Source organism: Pseudomonas sp. 008 (genome assembly GCF_016861935.1).
Taxonomy (GTDB): Bacteria; Pseudomonadota; Gammaproteobacteria; order Pseudomonadales; family Pseudomonadaceae; genus Aquipseudomonas.
The window spans coordinates 38,231-55,062 of record NZ_BOMA01000014.1 but is presented as its reverse complement, the minus strand read 5'-3'; the positions used below and the strand labels follow the sequence as shown (position 1 = coordinate 55,062).

Sequence of the window (16,832 nt, the reverse complement as noted above, 5' to 3'; positions counted from 1 at the left end):
TCGTCATTCATTCCAGGGAGGAGTGACCGGTGCAAAATAAAAAGTGCATGATCATCGGCTTCAACGATTTCTCGTTTGAAGATTACTGTCAGATGCTTGATCAACTTGGGCCGCAAGCTGCGGCAAAGCGCGATTTACGTTTGGCGTTTGTGAATTACGAAGGCTCACGCTGCCATGCTTTGGGCGTCCTTAACAAGACCCGCAAGATGGAAGGCCTGACAGACTTGAACCTTAACAACGCCGATTTTCTTTGGCCCGTTGTGATGGTGTTAGGCTCCTATCTCGAAAAGCACGGTATTGCCTTTGACTACGTGAATCTTTTTCAGAGCGAAAAAGAAGTCCTGGCGCAAAAGTTGGCTTCCGGTGTCATCAATACCGTGGTCATCACGACGACCCTTTATGTCATGCCGCACCCTGTGCAGGAAATCGTCGACTTTGTGAGAGCACATGCACCCGATGTGCAGATCATCATCGGCGGGCCTTATATCAGTGGTCTTTTCAAGGCCCATGAGCGCGACATGCTGGGTGACTATCTCAGTGTCCTTGGCGGCGATATTTACATCAACAGCAATGAAGGTGAGGACACGCTTCGGCAAGTGCTTGAGGCGATCAACGCTAACCGCTCGGTGACTGGACTAAGTCGCACGGCGGTACTGGACGGCGAGGACTGGGTGTTCGGTACGGATGAGCCGGAATACAACGAACTGAAAGAAAACTTCGTCAACTACACGCTATTCCAGCCTCGCGGTATCGGGCGTTTTCTGTCAACGCGTACGGCCAAGTCCTGCCCTTACTCCTGTGCTTTCTGCGGATTTCCTCAGCGGGCCGGTAAATACCGCTATCTGTCCACCAGCGATGTAGAACGTGAACTTGACGCGATCAAGGCAATCGGCACCGTCGATACGCTGACTTTCCTGGATGACACATTCAATGTGCCCAAGCAGCGGTTCCGGGAAATCATGCAGATGATGATCGACAACAAATACAACTTTAAATGGAATTCGTTTTACCGCTCTGATCAGGGTGATCCGGAGACCATTGAGCTCATGGCCCGGGCAGGGTGCGAAGGGGTGTTTCTCGGAATCGAGTCAGCCTCCGACAAGATGCTCGCGCTGATGCGCAAGACGTCTCGCAGAAAGAACTATGAGCAGGCCATCACTTCATTCAGGTCTGTGGGCATAGCGACTCACGCGTCCTTCATTATCGGGTTTCCAGGGGAAACCTTTGAGACGGTGCAGGAGAGCCTGGATTTCATTGAGGTATTTGCGCCGGACACCTTCCGTGCTCAGGTGTGGTACTGCGATCCCCTGACACCTATCTGGAATGATCGGGAAAAGTACGGGATCACAGGGTCGGGTTTTGACTGGTCTCACGATACGATGAACAGCGAGTTGGCTGCTTCCATCACCGAACGGTTCTTCCTCACGGCTGAAAAGTCGACATGGCTACCGCAATTCGGTTTTGAGCAGTGGAGTCTGTTTTATCTGCGACGACTGGGGATGGAACAGGGCAACATTCTCGGTTATCTGGATGGCTTCAATGCTGCGGTGAAACATCAACTGTTGCATGGGGACGAGGCGGCTCTGCCCCATTCGATCAGAGACCGTTTCAATTTCAGTGCCGCACTGCCGACGCAGAGCCCGCCGGTCGCAATGCCCAATCTATCTGTGGAGTCGGCCGCGCACTTCAAGGTTGCCGAGGTGAGTCTGCGGGCCGCCGCTGCATGGCTGGACTCTGATAATAGTGGCCCTATGTCTGTGCAGACAGGCGAACAGACCCAGACACCTCTGAAACCAGCCGTGAGTATCGTCAGCAGCCCTCATCAGGAAAATGCCTGGATCGTGCCGTTTCTGAAGCATGCGTCAAAGGTTCTGGGCGGTGGTCGTTTTCTTTTGCAGTACGTTGCCAAAGAAGGAGCGAAGCTGATTGCGATTGACGATATGGCGGGATGCAGCGACGAAGCTCTTTATGAGAGGACAGTGACCTCGCTTGCTCAATCGCCATTGCTCGACAGTTACGAAAACTATCTGCTCTCACGCAATTCGCGGCTTTGTGCCGCGGGCATCGAAATGCGTCAGCCTGTCCTCAGGGTTTTCGCCCGTGAGGTGCCTGATATCCATTACTCGGACACCGGTCTTTATATGCATCTGGTGCTGGCAAGCTCCGAACATGGGGGGGCAAGCTCCCGGGTGCTTACCAATTTCATCCGGTGGACCGCGGATCTCTCTGTGGACAGTGCCGGGAGAAAACGGCAGGGCGCTGAACAGGCAGTGTTCATCAGAGTGCAATAGGGCGCGAGCACAAACGCTTCCTTTCCTGGGAGGAGTGCCCATTTCACTCGGGCATTCCCCCGTTCCGTTGAAAAAATGTCAGGTCAGCCAAGCAGCGCTGCTTTCTTTCGCTCTTCGCGGTCGCGGGCAGCCAGCAGCAGTTGTTCGGCAATACGGGCTTCAATGCGTTCTTCGATGAGCCGAATGAACAAGGCACTGTCTGCCAGGGCTGGTTCGAGTTGGTAACCACGACCGTCCGGGTCTCGCATCCAGTAGCGGGCGTCGATCAAAGTGCGTCGCAGCTCGACGACATCACTACGCAGCATCGGCGCGAACTGTGTTCTCCAATGATCCAGCGCTGCGGTCGCTTCACGTTCGTCGTAACGTTTGCCAGGTGTCAGAGCGGTGCTGACGTAAAGCAGCATGACGGCAAGTTCCTGACGGTTGAGTCGCCCCAGGGTCAGGCCGTTTTTCTTGCTCAAACGCGTCAGCGTCTCGACATACTGATCGAAATCGGTTGGAAGTTCCTTGTCCAATGTCTTGCTCCTCTGGTCTGAATGTTCACGCAGCTTATCGTGATGACATGCGGCGAGATTGCACCGGTATGGCCGGTGTTGGTTTGATGCTGTCAGCGCTCCGTTGTCTTACGGTAATAGAAAACGATGTACTGATAAAAGTAACCCCTCCACTCGACTGATGCGCAATCGAGGTAGAGGGATTGGTCAACGCTTCAAGGATATCCAGGCAACACAACTCATGTGCGGGCGAGCAAGCCTGCCCGCACACGTTTTATGCCGCGCCGTCCAGGAACTGCTCGGCGTAGTGGCAAGCCACCTGGCGTGTGTCGAGCAGGCGCAGGAGCGGTTCTTCGATGGCACAGCGCTCGGTCGCGTACGGGCAGCGCTTGTGGAAGGCGCAGCCTGACGGCGGGTTCAGCGGGTTCGGCAGTTCGCCGACGATCTTGATTTTCGGCTTGTCCGGATCCGGGTGAATGGTCGGCGTCGCCGACAACAGCGCCTGGGTGTATGGGTGCAGGGGACGGGTGTAGATGTCCTCTTTCGGGCCCATTTCCACTGGACGGCCGAGGTACATCACCATCACGTGATCGGCAACGTGGCGTACCACCGCCAGGTTGTGGGAGATGAACACGTAGGCGGTGTTGAACTCTTGCTGCAAATCCATGAACAGGTTGAGTACCTGCGCCTGAATCGACACGTCCAGCGCCGAGGTCGGTTCGTCCGCCACCAGCACTTTCGGCTGCAACATCATCGCGCGGGCCAGGGCGATCCGTTGGCGCTGACCGCCGGAGAACATGTGCGGATAGCGCTGGTAGTGCTCGGGACGCAAGCCCACCTGCTTCATCATCGCCTGGACTTTCTCGCGACGTTCGGCGGCGGAAAGGTTGGTGTTGATCAATAGCGGTTCAGCCAGTTGATCACCGATTTTCTGCCGTGGATTCAACGACGCGTACGGGCTCTGGAACACCATCTGCACATCTTTGCGCAGTTGCTTGCGCTGAGCCTTGTCGGCGCCGGCGACTTCCTGCCCGGCGATTTTCAATGAGCCGGAGGATGGCTCTTCGATCAACGTCAGGGCACGGGCCAGGGTGGATTTGCCGCAACCGGACTCACCCACGACAGCGAGGGTCTTGCCGGCTTCCAGTTCGAACGACACACCGTTGAGGGCGCGTACGGTCGCATGACCCTTGAACAGGCCGCGAGACACTTCGTAGTGACGGGTCAGGTTGCGGGCGGTAAGTACGACGGCCATTACGCCACCTCCTGGTTCAACGGGTAGAAGCAGCGGGCGAGGCTGTTGCTTTTCTGGTCAAGGGCTGGACGCTGGGTGCGGCAATTGTCTTGCACGTACGGGCAGCGCGGCGACAGCAGGCAACCTTGCGGACGGTCGTAACGACCGGGAACGATGCCCGGCAGCGTCGACAGGCGCGCAGCACCCAAGCTGTGTTCTGGAATGGCCTTGAGCAGCGCTTCGCTGTACGGGTGCGCCGGAATGTCGAACAGTTGTGGCACCTGACCGACTTCAACCGCTTGGCCGGCGTACATCACGCACACGCGCTGGGCGGTTTCGGCCACGACCGCGAGGTCGTGGGTAATCAGCACCAGGCCCATGTTCTGTTCTTTCTGCAGGGCCAGCAGCAGGTCCATGATCTGCGCCTGAATCGTTACGTCGAGCGCGGTGGTCGGTTCGTCGGCGATCAGCAGTTTCGGTTCGCCGGCAATCGCCATGGCGATTGCAACACGCTGGCTCATACCACCGGAGAGTTGATGCGGGTAGGCATCCATACGGCTGGCGGCGCCTGGGATTTCCACTTTTTCCAGCAGTTCGATGGCGCGAGCGCGGGCTTGCTTGCCGGACATTTTCAGGTGCAGGCGCAGCACTTCTTCGATCTGGAAGCCCACGGTGTAGCTCGGGTTCAGCGCGGTCATCGGGTCCTGGAAGACCATGGCCAGGTCTTTGCCGACGATTTGCCGACGCTGACGGTTGCTGAGCGCGAGCATGTTCTTGCCGTCGAAATTCAGGGCGTCAGCGGTGACGATCCCCGGATGCTCGATCAGGCCCATCAGCGCCATCATAGTCACGGACTTGCCGGAACCCGACTCGCCAACGATGGCCAGCACTTCGCCCTTTTCCACGGATATGTCGAGACCATCGACCACCGGAACGGCGTTGGCGTCGCCGAAGCGAACGTTGAGATTCTTGATTTCTAACAGTGACATTTGAATCTCCTCAGGCGGCGTTCTTGAGTTTCGGGTCCAGCGCATCGCGCAGGCCGTCGCCCATCAAGTTGATTGCCAGCACGCTGAGCAAAATGGTCAAACCAGGCAAGCTCACCACCCACCAGGCGCGTTCGATGTAGTCGCGAGCCGAAGCCAGCATGGTGCCCCATTCAGGGGTTGGCGGTTGTACGCCAAGGCCGAGGAAGCCCAGTGCCGCGGCATCGAGAATCGCCGAGGAGAAACTCAAGGTGGCCTGAACAATCAGCGGCGCCATGCAGTTGGGCAGCACGGTGACGAACATCAGGCGAGGCAGACCGGCACCGGCCAGGCGCGCGGCGGTCACGTAGTCGCGGTTCAATTCGCCCATCACCGCGGCGCGGGTCAGACGAACATAGGACGGCAACGAAACCACGGCGATGGCAATAATGGTGTTGATCAGGCCAGGGCCGAGGATGGCGACAATTGCCACCGCCAGCAGCAGGGACGGCAGGGCCAGCATGATGTCCATCAGACGCATGATGGTCGGGCCGAGCACGCGCGGGAAGAACCCGGCGAACAGTCCCATCAGGATGCCTGGAATCAGCGACATCACCACCGATGACAAGCCGATCAGCAGGGACAGGCGCGAGCCGTGAATCAAACGCGACAGCAGGTCACGACCGAGTTCATCGGTACCCAGCAGGAACTGGATATGCCCGCTTTCCAGCCAGGAGGGCGGGGTCAGCAGGAAGTCGCGGTACTGTTCGCTCGGGTTATGCGGTGCGACCCATGGGGCGAAGATCGCGCAGAAAATCACCAGCAGCATGAACAACAGGCCGGCGACAGCGCCTTTGTTCCTGGAGAACGCATGCCAGAATTCTTTGTAGGGCGACGGATACAGCAGGCTTTGATCGACTGCTACCGGTGTAGTGAGAGTGGTCATGGTCATTGATCTCAGCGCTGATGACGGATGCGTGGGTTGGCAAAGCCGTAGAGGATGTCCACTACGAAGTTGACCAGAATCACCAGGCAGGCGATTAACAGGATGCCGTTTTGCACCACGGGATAGTCCCGTGCGCCAATGGCTTCGATCAGCCATTTGCCGATGCCGGGCCAGGAGAAGATGGTTTCGGTCAGGACCGCGCCGGCCAGCAGCGTGCCGACTTGCAGGCCGACCACGGTCAGTACCGGAATCAGCGCATTGCGCAGACCGTGCACGAATACCACGCGCGATGGCGACAGGCCTTTGGCACGGGCGGTACGGATGTAGTCTTCACGCAGCACTTCGAGCATCGACGAACGGGTCATCCGCGCAATCACCGCCAGCGGGATGGTGCCGAGCACGATGGCTGGCAGGATCAGGTGATGCAGGGCATCGAAGAACGCCCCGACGTCATCGGCCAGCAACGTATCGATGAGCATGAAGCCGGTGCGTGGCTCGATGTCGTAGAGCAGGTCGATCCGCCCGGATACCGGGGTCCAGCCCAGGCTCACCGAGAAGAACATGATCAGGATCAGGCCCCACCAGAAGATCGGCATCGAGTATCCCGCCAGGGAAACACCCATTACCCCATGGTCGAACAGGGACCCTCGCTTGAGTGCCGCGATCACCCCGGCCAGAAGGCCCAGGATGCCGGCGAACAACATGGCGGCCGAGGCCAGTTCCAGGGTCGCGGGGAATAGAGAGCTGAACTCGGTCCAGACGCTTTCACGGGTACGCAGGGATTCGCCGAGATCGCCGTGGGCCAATTTGCCAATGTAATCCAGGTATTGGGCATACAGCGGTTTGTTCAGACCTAGGCGTTCCATTGCCTGAGCATGCATTTCGGGGTCGACCCGACGTTCGCCCATCATCACTTCCACGGGGTCGCCAGGAATCATGCGGATCAACGCGAAAGTCAACAAGGTGATGCCGAAGAACGTGGGGATCAATAACCCCAATCGGCGGGCAATAAAACTAAACATCTTGTGTGGTACCTCATCAGCCGGTTAGGCGTACCCGGCATCGCTGGGGTCAGCGATGCCGGGCGTTTCTTATCTACTTCACCTGGGTGGTGGCGAAGTTGTTAGTGGTGAGGGGGCTAATGTGATAGCCCTCTACGTTGGTGCGCATTGCAGTGAACATGCGGGTGTGCGCCATGCTGATCCATGGCTGGTCCTGATTGAAAACGTCCTGGGCCTGTTCGTAGAGCGCCGTGCGTTCGGCCGGGTTCACTTTGGCCCGTGCTTCGTCGATCAGCGCCTGGAACTTTTCATTGCACCAGCGAGCGTAGTTTTCGCCGTTCTTGGCGGCCTCACAACTGAGCATAGGCGTCAGGAAGTTATCCGGGTCGCCGTTATCGCCTGCCCAACCGGCGGACACCATATCGTGCTCGCCGTTCTTCGCGCGCTTGAGCATTTCGCCCCATTCCATGACACGAATATCGACCTTGATTCCGACCTTGGCCAGATCTGCCTGCATCATTTGTGCGCCGAGCATCGGATTAGGGTTGGTCGGGCCGCCGCCGTTACGGGTGAACAGGGTGAACACGGTGCCCTCCGGCACCCCGGCTTCCTTGAGCAGGGCACGAGCCTTGTCGAGGTCGCGAGGCGGATTGGTCAGTTTATGGTTGTAGCCCAGCAGGGTCTGCGGGTACGGGTTGACCGCTACTGTGGCATTACCTTTACCAAACAGGGCGGCGACGTAGGCTTCCTTGTCGAACGCGATATCGATGGCTTTGCGTACCCGCACATCGCTCATATATTTGTGCTGGGTATTCATGGCGATGTAGGACACGGTCATCGCATCCAGTTCTGCGACCTTCAGATTGGTGTCTTTCTTGATGCTCGGAATGTCATCCGGCTTCGGATACAGAGCGATCTGGCACTCGTTGGCCTTGAGCTTTTGCTGGCGTACGTTGTTGTCGGTGGCAATCGCCAGGACCAGCGCATCAGCCGGTGGCTTGCCAAGGAAGTAGTCCGGGTTGGCCTTGAAGCGAACCTGGGCGTCCTTGGCGTAACGCTGGAAGATGAACGGGCCGGTGCCAACCGGCTTGTTGTTCAGGTCGCCGGTTTTGTCGGCCTTGAGCAATTGATCGGCGTACTCGGCGGAGTAGATCGAGGAGAAGGCCATGGCGATGTCGGCCAGGAACGGCGCTTCACGGCGGGTCAGGGTGAATTTGACCGTATTGTCGTCGACCTTCTCGACGCTTTTGAGCAGTTCCTTGAAGCCCATGCTTTCAAAGTACGGGAAGCCTACGCTCGATTTCTTGTGCCACGGATGGTTCGGGTCCAGCTGCCGCTGGAAGCTCCAGACCACGTCGTCGGCATTCATGTCGCGCGTCGGCTTGAAGTAGTCGGTGGTGTGAAACTTGACGCCTTTACGCAGGTGGAACGTGTAGGTCAGGCCGTCATCGCTGATGTCCCAGGAGTCGGCCAGCGAGGGAATCACTTCGGTGGTGCCAGGCTTGAAGCCCACCAGACGATTGAAGATGGTTTCGGACACTGCATCGCCTGTGACAGCAGTCGTGTACTGGACCATATCGAAGCCTTCCGGGCTGGCTTCGGTACAGACCACCAAGGGTTTGGCCGAGACGCCAACAGCGACACTCAGCAACGCGGCAGCGATGGCCGCTCGTAGGGGAAGCATTTTCATCAAGAACCCTCTGCAATCGGTTGAACAGGAAAAAACCGAACGGCCGACTCGTCATGAGTCAGCCGCCGGCGTGCGTTTTACAAAATGTTGAACGGGATGGTGGTCACGAGACGGAACTCGTTGATGCTGCCATCCGCCTGGTTTTCGCTGGCACGGTGCGCGGTGTAGGTTGCGCGAACAGTGGTGGCCTTGAGCGGGCCGCTCTGTACCGCATACGAAGTACCAATGCCGTATTCGTAATGGTGCTCGCCGTCCATCGATTGAACGCTGGAGTAGGCGCCGCCTTTATTGTGAGTACCGTCGATGCCCCAGCCGCGAGCCTGATAGATGTTGAATTTCAGGCCTGGCACACCGTATTCGGCCATGTTCAGGCCGTAGGCGATCTGGAAGGACTTCTCGTTCGGGCCGTTGAAGTCCGAGAGCAGGGAGTTGGCCAGATAGATGCCGTTGGTTTCGTGCAGGTAGTCGAAGTACTCGTTACCGTTCACTTCCTGGTACGAGAAAGTCACGCTGTGGGCCTGGTGGGTCAGGCCGAACGACAGGGAGTAGGTGTCGTTGTCGATTTCGCCGAGCTTGGCTTTACCTTCGTCCACGGTTTTGTAGTAGTTCAGGCCGGTGGTCAGGCTCAGTACCGAGCTGTCGCCCAAGACGTGGCTGGCGCCGAAGTAGTACTGGTTCCACAAGTCTTCAGCCTGGGTGCCCCACAGGCTGGTGGTCAGGCTGGCGAACGGCTGGTAAGTGATACCTGCGGTGTTCACGTGATCGGCTTCCACGACGGTGTCAGCGTATTCGGACCGGAATTTGCGCTGGCTTTCTTCTGTACGCGGCGAGTTGCGATCGAACGTGGCCACGTCGAACGACAGGTTCTCCAGCTCCTCGCTGTGCAGGCTCACACCTTCGAAGCTTGAGGGCAGGGCACGGTTACCGATGACATCGACCATCGGGCTGCTGAAGTTTTGCCGGCCGGCAGTCAGCGTGGTGTTGGAGAAACGTGCCTTGACGTTAGCCAGTCCCAATTTGCTCCACTGACCCTCGGCGTCGCCGCCGTTTTTGGTCAGGGTACGGTTGTTGCCAAGGCCGCCAACGCCATTCAATGGTGCACCACCATTGGCAGACGCAAGGTCCTTACGGTCACGTTCCAACGCGATGGCGTTGTAAGCCGCAACTTCAGTGCTGAAACCGACAGTACCCTCTGTGAAGCCCGAGTTGTACTTGAGGATTGTGCCCTGGACCCAGTTGATACGACGATCAGTGTTGGTCGGTACACCGTTTTTGTTGTACTTGAAATGAGCACCACGTTTGAGTTGCTCATTGGCATACCAGTTACGCGTGCTGCCGGTGATCGATTGGCCTTCGACAAAGCCAGTGGCTTCACTCTGAGCACTTTTCTCTTTAACGGTAACCGGCGTGAACGCCTGGCTCTGGGATTCTGCGTACGCCGTGGCGGTCACGCTGCTGATGGCCAAGGCCAATAACGCGGTGCTGCTCAGTTTCATGTGTGAAGCTCCTTACTTTCTTTTTTTAATGCCGGTCTTTTTTGGTGATCCGGCTATTTGGTTTAGAACTCATTCAGGCTTCGCAAACGTTTGCTGCAGGCCGATTTGACGAATTACGGCAATACGCTTGCGTGAGGGCGGAATCCGCCCCCCAGCGTTTCTGGCTAATTGGTTATTGGTCGATACTGACGCCCGAGAACACGTTGCGACCGAAGGGGCTGACCTTGAACCCTTCGACTTTGGCGCTCAACGGCTGGTTGACCGTCGAGTGGGCGACCGGCGTGATCGGCACCTGCTGCTTGAGGTACTGCTGCGCCTGTTTGTAGAGCACGGTGCGCTGGTCGCGATCGGTGACGACCTTGGCCTGCTTGATCAGCTTGTCGTAAGCCGGATCGCACCACATGGAGTAGTTGTTGCCGCCAATGGCGTCGCAGCTGTACAGCGTGCCGAGCCAGTTGTCCGGGTCGCCGTTGTCACCGGTCCAGCCGATCAGGCTGATGTCGTGCTCGCCGTTCTTGGTGCGCTTGATGTACTCGCCCCATTCGTAGCTGACGATCTTGACCTTGAGGCCGATCTTCGCCCAGTCCGCCTGGAGCATTTCGGCCATCAGTTTGGCGTTGGGGTTGTACGGACGCTGGACCGGCATCGCCCAGAGGGTGATTTCGGTGCCTTCCTTCACGCCGGCGGCCTTGAGCAGTTCCTTGGCTTTTTCCGGGTTGTAGGAGGCGTCCTTTATGGTGTCGTCATAGGACCACTGGGTCGGTGGCATGGCATTGACCGCCAGTTGACCGGCACCTTGATAGACGGCATTGAGAATGCCTTGCTTGTTCACCGCCATGTCCAGCGCCTGGCGCACTTCGAGCTGGTCGAAAGGCTTGTGCCGGACGTTATAGGCGATGTAGCCGAGGTTGAAGCCGGGTTTCTCGATCAGTTGCAGTTTCGGATCATTCTTCAGTGCGGTCACGTCGGCGGGGCGCGGGTGCAGGGTGATCTGGCATTCGTTGGCCTTGAGCTTCTGCACGCGCACCGAGGCGTCGGTGTTGATGGCAAAAATCAGGTTGTCGAGCTTGACCCGGCTCGGGTCCCAGTACTGCTTGTTGCCGCTGTAACGGATGTTGGAGTCTTTCTGGTAGCTCTTGAACACGAACGGCCCGGTGCCGATCGGCTTCTGGTTGATCTCGCTCGGCTTGCCGGCCGCCAGCAACTGGTCGGCGTATTCGGCCGAAAGGATGGCGGCGAAGCTCATGGCGATGTTCTGGATGAACGCGGCATCGACGTTGTTGAGCGTCATCACCACGGTCAGCGGCCCGGTCTTTTCGACCTTGGCAATATTCTTGTTCAGGCTCATCCCGTTGAAATACGGGAACTCGGTCGGATAAGCCTTACGGAACGGGTGCTGCGGATCGAGCATGCGATTAAACGTGAACAGCACGTCGTCGGCGTTGAAATCGCGGGTCGGCGTGAAGTATTTGGTCGTGTGAAATTTCACCCCCTCGCGCAGATGGAACGTGTACTTGAGGCCGTCCTCGGAAATATCCCAGCGGGTTGCCAGGCCTGGCACGACATTGGTGGCGCCTTTTTCAAACTCTGCCAAACGGTTGTACAGCGGCTCGGCGGCGTCGTTATCGGTCGCAGTGGTGTACTGCGCGGTGTCGAAACCGGCGGGGCTGCCTTCGGAGCAGAACACCAGGCTGTTATTGGCGGCCTGGCTGATGGAAGTGGCGGCCAGCAGGCCGGTGCCCAGCAATGCGGATAAAACCAAGGTATGGCGCATGACGCTCCCTCACTTTTTAGTGTTATTCAATGCGCCGCGATCCCGTCCGGGGACGTTGTGGCTGCATTGAGCTCAAACCAATACGGGCAACAAACCGATAGCCCACACAGTCACTGGTCAGAACCCGACGGTAGGTGCCGTGGGTCTGGCAGTAAATGCGCTGAGTCCTAAAGACTCGTAGGAAAAGGCAACGCGTCCTAACCCCTGGCTGCGTCAGACAGCGGATTTGGATGTAGGCAAATTCCTAACTTCTCGGCAGAAAAAAGCAGCGGCGACACTGAAAACGTCGCCGCTGCCTTTTCTTATTTGCTGACGCTGACGCCGTAGAAGGAGTTCAAGCCAAATGGGCTGATCTTGAAGTCCTGCACGTTGGCGCGCATGGGTTGGAACACCGTCGAGTGAGCGATAGGTGTCATTGGAACAGCATCTTTGAGGACGTGTTGCGCCTGTTTGTACAGTTCGGTGCGCTTGGCCTGATCGGTGGTGCGTTTGGCTTCCTTGACGAGGCCATCGAATTTCTTGTCGCACCATTTGGAGAAGTTGTTGCCACTCAGCGAGTCGCAGCCGAACAGCACGTTGAGCCAGTTGTCCGGGTCACCGTTGTCGCCGCTCCAGCCGATGATCATCGCCTGGTTCTCGCCGCCTTTGGAGCGTTTGATGTACTCGCCCCATTCGTAGCTGGTGATCTTCACGTTCAGGCCGATCTTCTTCCAGTCGGACTGCAGCATTTCAGCCATCAGCTTGGCGTTCGGGTTGTACGGACGTTGTACCGGCATCGCCCACAGAACGATTTCGGTGCCTTCCTTGACGCCGGCTTCCTTGAGCAGCTGCTTGGCTTTCTCAGGATCGTACTTGGCATCCTTGATGGTGGTGTCGTAGGACCATTGGGTCGGCGGCATGGCGTTGACGGCCAGTTGGCCTGCGCCCTGATAAACCGAGTCGATGATCTGCGGCTTGTTGACGGCCATGTCCAGCGCCTGACGAACGCGCAGGTCGGCCAGCGGGTTCGGCTCGTTGCTGCCCTTGACCTTGTCCATCACGTTGTAGGCGATGTAGCCCAGGTTGAAACCAGCCTGCTCAGGCATCTTCAAAGTTTTATCTTCTTTGAGCGCCTTCAGGTCGGCTGGACGCGGGAACAGAGTGATCTGGCACTCGTTCTTCTTCAGCTTCTGGATGCGTACCGACGGGTCGGTGGTGATGGCGAAGATCAGGTTGTCGATCTTCACGTCGTCAGGCTTCCAGTAGTCCTTGTTCCCGGTGTAGCGGATGTTGGAGTCTTTCTGGTAGCTCTTGAACACGAACGGGCCGGTGCCGATCGGTTTCTGGTTGATGTCGGCAGCCTTGCCTTCCTTGAGCAGCTGGGCAGCGTACTCGGCGGACTGGATCGAGGCGAAGCTCATGGCCATGTTCTGGATGAACGCGGCGTCTACGTCTTTGAGGGTGAACTTGACGGTGTGGTCGTCGACTTTATCGATCTTGGTGATGTTGGTGTCCATCCCCATGTCGGTGAAGTACGGGAATTCGGTCGGGTATGCCTTACGGAACGGGTCATCCTTGTTAATCATGCGATTGAAGGTGAACAGCACGTCGTCGGCGTTGAACTCACGCGTCGGCTTGAAATACGGGGTGGTGTGGAACTTGACGCCTTCACGCAGGTGGAAAGTGTAAGTCAGGCCGTCACTGGAAATATCCCACTTGGTCGCCAGGCCAGGAATCACGGCGGTGCCGCCGCGCTCGAACTGGGTCAGGCGGTTGAACATGGTTTCTGCAGAGGCGTCGAAGTCGGTTCCGGTGGTGTACTGACCTGGGTCGAAACCGGCCGGGCTTCCTTCGGAGCAGAACACCAGGTTAGACGCCGCTTGGGCGAAAGGTGCACTGGCTAACAGGCTTGCGCCGACTAAAAACGGAATGACCGCGTGTTTAAGCATGGTGGCCTCATGATTTGTTGTCATTTTTGGAATTAGAGGACGACCTCGTGAGTCGACCTGCGGATACTTATGCAGGGGCCGTACCCAATGCAAGATCCTGAATGGCCACAAGTCCTAAAGAGTGGCACGAACGTACCTTAATGTCGCATATGTATAAATAGTGACGTATTTGACCGTTTGCGCAGGTTTTTTACGGTGCAAAACGTGCACCGATAAGGGGCGACCGGGGCGTTTGACGCACCCGGTTGGAGCCCGGTGTTACTTATTTATACCTACGCCATAGAACGGTGTGAGGCCAAACGGACTGATCTTGAAGTCGGTGACTTCCTTGCGCAGTGGCTGGAACACCGTCGAGTTGGCAATCGGTGTGATAGGTACTTGTTGTTTAAGGATTTGCTGTGCCTGTTGGTACAGTTTGACCCGCTGTTGTTTGTCCGTGGACACCTTGGCTTGCTGCACCAGTTTGTCGTAGGCTGGGTCACACCATTTGGCGTAGTTGCTACCTTTCACCGCAGCGCAGCTGTAGAGCACGCCGAGCCAGTTATCCGGGTCACCGTTGTCGCCGGTCCAGCCGTAGATCATTGCGTCATGCTCACCGTTCTTGGCGCGCTTGATGTATTCGCCCCATTCATAGCTGACGATGTTGGCCTTGATCCCGACTTTCTCCCAATCCTGCTGGATCATCTGTGCCGACATCCGCGCATTGGGGTTGGAGGCGCGCTGCACGGTCATGGCCCACAGATTAATTGTGGTGCCGGGGGCAACCCCTGCTTCTTTCAGTAGCGCGCGGGCTTTGGCCGGGTCGTGCGGGGCGTCCTTGATGCTCGGGTCATACGACCATTGCGCCGGTGGCAAGGCGTTTTGCGCCAGTTGCCCGGCACTCTGGTAAACAGCCTTGATGATCGCCGGCTTGTCGATGGCCATGTCCAGCGCCTGACGCACCTTGAGCTGGTCCAGCGGTGGGTGGGTCACGTTGTAGGCAAGGAAGCCGAGGTTGAAACCGGCTTGCTTGAGCACGGTCAGGTTCGGATCTTTCTCCATCACTTCAATGTCTGCCGGGCGCGGGTAGCCGCTGACCTGGCACTCGCCGGCCTTGAGCTTCTGCAAGCGCACGGCGGCGTCCGGGGTGATCGAGAAAATCAGGTTGTCGAGTTTTACGTCCTCGGGTTTCCAGTAAGCCTTGTTGGCGGCGTAGCGGATCTGCGAGTCCTTCTGATAGCGCTTGAACACGAACGGGCCGGTGCCGACCGGTTTCTGGTTGAGGTCGGCGGCTTTGCCTTCCTTTAACAGTTGGGCGGCGTATTCGGCGGGCTGCACCGAGGCGAAGCTCATGGCGAGGTTTTGCACGAACGCGGCGTCGACGTTGTTCAGGCTGAAGCGCACGGTGTGGTCGTCGATCTTGTCGATGCTTTTGATCGTGGTGTTCAGGCCCATGTCGGTGAAGTACGGCGACTCGGCGGGGTAGGCCTTGCGGAAGGCGTTGTCCGGGTCGAGCAGGCGCTGGAAGGTGAACAGCACGTCGTCGGCGTTGAAATCGCGGGTGGGGGTGAAGTAGTCGGTGGTGTGGAATTTCACGCCGTCGCGCAGGTGGAAGGTGTAGGTGAGGCCGTCCTCGGATACGTCCCATTTTGTTGCCAGGCCGGGTTCGATTTCGGTGCCGCCGCGTTTGAATTGGGTGAGGCGGTTGAAGACGGTTTCGGCGGAGGCATCGAAGTCGGTGCCGCTGGTGTATTGGCTGGGGTCGAAGCCGGCGGGGCTGGCTTCGGAGCAGTAAACCAGGGTGGCGGCGGCTTGGGCGGTTTGTGCGAGTGATGCGGTTGTGGCGAGGGCGAGTGCGAGCAGGAGTGGTTTGACGGTGGTTCTTTCCATGGAGTCCCCGGGATTTGAGCAGCGATATTTTCCTGAGAGTAGCGTTGTTGGCGGGGAGGGTGGAAATATCGTTTTTTGAGGGGGACCCCTCTATCCGGGCATAGTCTGCCGGTCTTTGCGTTGATGGCGGACTGTAGGAGCTGCCGAAGGCTGTGATCTTTTGATCTTAAAAATCAACGTCAAAAGATCGCAGCCTTCGGCAGCTCCTACGCAAAGCGGTGTCAGGCGGGCGTTGTGGGTGAAGTTAATCCGTTTCACGTTGCTTGAATGAGCGCGTGGCTCACGCCGTATACCGGGCCCGACTAAAAAACAGCGCAGCCCCGAGGGCGATAGCATTGGTTGAAACGATGCCCAGATCGAAGCCGGCGATGAAAGGCGGCAGCATAAAAATACTCGAAAACCCCAGAGCGAACAGGGTGATGCCCAGCCATTTTCTGAGGCCATAGGATTTCAGATAGAAGAACAACAGCAGGAATACTGCATAAGCCACGGCGTACAGGCCATATTCGTTCATGATCTCACCCGCCTTGAGTCTTGATGATCATGGACGATCCTGAGTGCTGAGGGCCTATGCCACCGCTGACCTGTGCATCCAGGCTGACGATGACATCGCCGGCGTGATAAGTCGGCAATTTGCTCAGCGTGAACTCGCGGACTGCCCATCCCACCGGGATGGCCGCACCGGGCATGAATTTACCTGCCGCTGCCCCGAAAACACCACTGGTGAGGTTGGCGATACTTGTTCGTTGAGCATTGAGTAAATCCCCCTGTTGCCGGGTCAGGGGTTTGGAGATCCCGACCATCATTTGGCAAGGCAAATCCTTGGCGAGCATTTTGTCATAGAGCTCTACCACCAGATTGCTCACTTCATAGTGGGCGGCTTTCGCTTCACCAAAATGCAGTGTTCTGAGGCTACCTCGTTCACCGGCTGACAGGGTGAAGCGCGATACGTTGAAGACAATTCCATGGTTGCCGGAAAACTGATCCCTTTCAAACTTCAATGCTCGCGTCCTTATCGAGTCTGGAAAGGCAGGGAGTTTCTCTTAGCTCCAGGGCTTTCGCAAATGCAAAATCAAAAGCAGCTGAGGCGGCCTGTTTACTCGCGTGTACACCGCCCTGCCGTTTTCGTGTCCGGGTTATCGCA

Annotated in this window: 13 protein-coding genes; 1 reads left to right on the top strand and 12 read right to left on the bottom strand. The window is 57.6% G+C overall.

All coding sequences use genetic code 11. The features are described from left to right. Positions 1-29 precede the first annotated feature (29 nt). The gene (locus JUI81_RS24715) at positions 30-2,291 is read left to right on the top strand and encodes a PhpK family radical SAM P-methyltransferase (protein ID WP_050438301.1); all 2,262 of its coding nucleotides are present in this window, start codon (positions 30-32) and stop codon (positions 2,289-2,291) included. An 83-nt stretch (positions 2,292-2,374) separates the two neighbouring features. Here JUI81_RS24715 and JUI81_RS24710 read toward each other — a convergent pair whose 3' ends face one another. From JUI81_RS24710 to JUI81_RS24655, 12 genes are all read right to left on the bottom strand, one after another. Continuing rightward, complete coding sequence (locus JUI81_RS24710) at positions 2,375-2,806, bottom strand: DUF2087 domain-containing protein (RefSeq protein WP_204125234.1); 432 nt, start codon at positions 2,804-2,806, stop codon at positions 2,375-2,377. Positions 2,807-3,059: 253 nt separating this feature from the next. Continuing rightward, positions 3,060-4,040 carry a peptide ABC transporter ATP-binding protein gene (locus JUI81_RS24705; protein ID WP_018929514.1) on the bottom strand — a complete coding sequence of 327 codons (981 nt, stop codon included), beginning with the start codon at positions 4,038-4,040 and terminating at the stop codon, positions 3,060-3,062. After that, a complete protein-coding gene (locus tag JUI81_RS24700) occupies positions 4,040-5,008 on the bottom strand; it encodes an ABC transporter ATP-binding protein (RefSeq protein WP_019651113.1) in 969 nt (322 codons plus the stop codon). Before JUI81_RS24700 ends, JUI81_RS24705 begins: the two co-directional genes overlap by 1 nt. A 10-nt stretch (positions 5,009-5,018) precedes the next feature. Continuing rightward, the gene (locus tag JUI81_RS24695; protein WP_028939886.1) at positions 5,019-5,930 is read right to left on the bottom strand and encodes an ABC transporter permease subunit; all 912 of its coding nucleotides are present in this window, start codon (positions 5,928-5,930) and stop codon (positions 5,019-5,021) included. Positions 5,931-5,941: 11 nt separating this feature from the next. Then, a complete protein-coding gene (locus JUI81_RS24690) occupies positions 5,942-6,952 on the bottom strand; it encodes an ABC transporter permease subunit (RefSeq protein ID WP_018929516.1) in 1,011 nt (336 codons plus the stop codon). A gap of 73 nt (positions 6,953-7,025) precedes the next feature. Then, positions 7,026-8,621 carry an ABC transporter substrate-binding protein gene (locus tag JUI81_RS24685; RefSeq protein ID WP_204125233.1) on the bottom strand — a complete coding sequence of 532 codons (1,596 nt, stop codon included), beginning with the start codon at positions 8,619-8,621 and terminating at the stop codon, positions 7,026-7,028. Positions 8,622-8,698: 77 nt separating this feature from the next. After that, positions 8,699-10,117, bottom strand: coding sequence for an OprD family porin (locus tag JUI81_RS24680; RefSeq protein ID WP_028939884.1), 1,419 nt, complete (start codon positions 10,115-10,117; stop codon positions 8,699-8,701). A gap of 172 nt (positions 10,118-10,289) precedes the next feature. After that, entirely contained in the window at positions 10,290-11,891 is a 1,602-nt protein-coding gene (locus tag JUI81_RS24675) for an ABC transporter substrate-binding protein (RefSeq protein WP_019582422.1), read from the bottom strand. Between the two features lie 302 nt (positions 11,892-12,193). Next, positions 12,194-13,819, bottom strand: coding sequence for an ABC transporter substrate-binding protein (locus JUI81_RS24670; protein ID WP_018929520.1), 1,626 nt, complete (start codon positions 13,817-13,819; stop codon positions 12,194-12,196). Positions 13,820-14,077: 258 nt separating this feature from the next. Further along, positions 14,078-15,688, bottom strand: coding sequence for an ABC transporter substrate-binding protein (locus JUI81_RS24665; RefSeq protein WP_204125232.1), 1,611 nt, complete (start codon positions 15,686-15,688; stop codon positions 14,078-14,080). Between the two features lie 280 nt (positions 15,689-15,968). Then, a complete protein-coding gene (locus JUI81_RS24660; protein ID WP_018929522.1) occupies positions 15,969-16,202 on the bottom strand; it encodes a hypothetical protein in 234 nt (77 codons plus the stop codon). Positions 16,203-16,206: 4 nt separating this feature from the next. Continuing rightward, positions 16,207-16,689: a hypothetical protein gene (locus JUI81_RS24655; protein WP_019582420.1), complete on the bottom strand. Its 483-nt coding sequence runs from the start codon at positions 16,687-16,689 to the stop codon at positions 16,207-16,209. Between the last annotated feature and the right edge of the window lie 143 nt (positions 16,690-16,832).

What these genes read in the sequence shown, in the direction of transcription:
- JUI81_RS24705 (WP_018929514.1), bottom strand. Translation starts at nt 4,040, where the DNA reads ATGGCCGTCGTACTTACCGCCCGCAACCTGACCCGTCACTACGAAGTG.
- JUI81_RS24700 (WP_019651113.1), bottom strand. Translation starts at nt 5,008, where the DNA reads ATGTCACTGTTAGAAATCAAGAATCTCAACGTTCGCTTCGGCGACGCC.
- JUI81_RS24695 (WP_028939886.1), bottom strand. Translation starts at nt 5,930, where the DNA reads ATGACCACTCTCACTACACCGGTAGCAGTCGATCAAAGCCTGCTGTAT.
- JUI81_RS24690 (WP_018929516.1), bottom strand. Translation starts at nt 6,952, where the DNA reads ATGTTTAGTTTTATTGCCCGCCGATTGGGGTTATTGATCCCCACGTTC.
- JUI81_RS24685 (WP_204125233.1), bottom strand. Translation starts at nt 8,621, where the DNA reads ATGAAAATGCTTCCCCTACGAGCGGCCATCGCTGCCGCGTTGCTGAGT.
- JUI81_RS24680 (WP_028939884.1), bottom strand. Translation starts at nt 10,117, where the DNA reads ATGAAACTGAGCAGCACCGCGTTATTGGCCTTGGCCATCAGCAGCGTG.
- JUI81_RS24675 (WP_019582422.1), bottom strand. Translation starts at nt 11,891, where the DNA reads ATGCGCCATACCTTGGTTTTATCCGCATTGCTGGGCACCGGCCTGCTG.
- JUI81_RS24670 (WP_018929520.1), bottom strand. Translation starts at nt 13,819, where the DNA reads ATGCTTAAACACGCGGTCATTCCGTTTTTAGTCGGCGCAAGCCTGTTA.
- JUI81_RS24665 (WP_204125232.1), bottom strand. Translation starts at nt 15,688, where the DNA reads ATGGAAAGAACCACCGTCAAACCACTCCTGCTCGCACTCGCCCTCGCC.
- JUI81_RS24660 (WP_018929522.1), bottom strand. Translation starts at nt 16,202, where the DNA reads ATGAACGAATATGGCCTGTACGCCGTGGCTTATGCAGTATTCCTGCTG.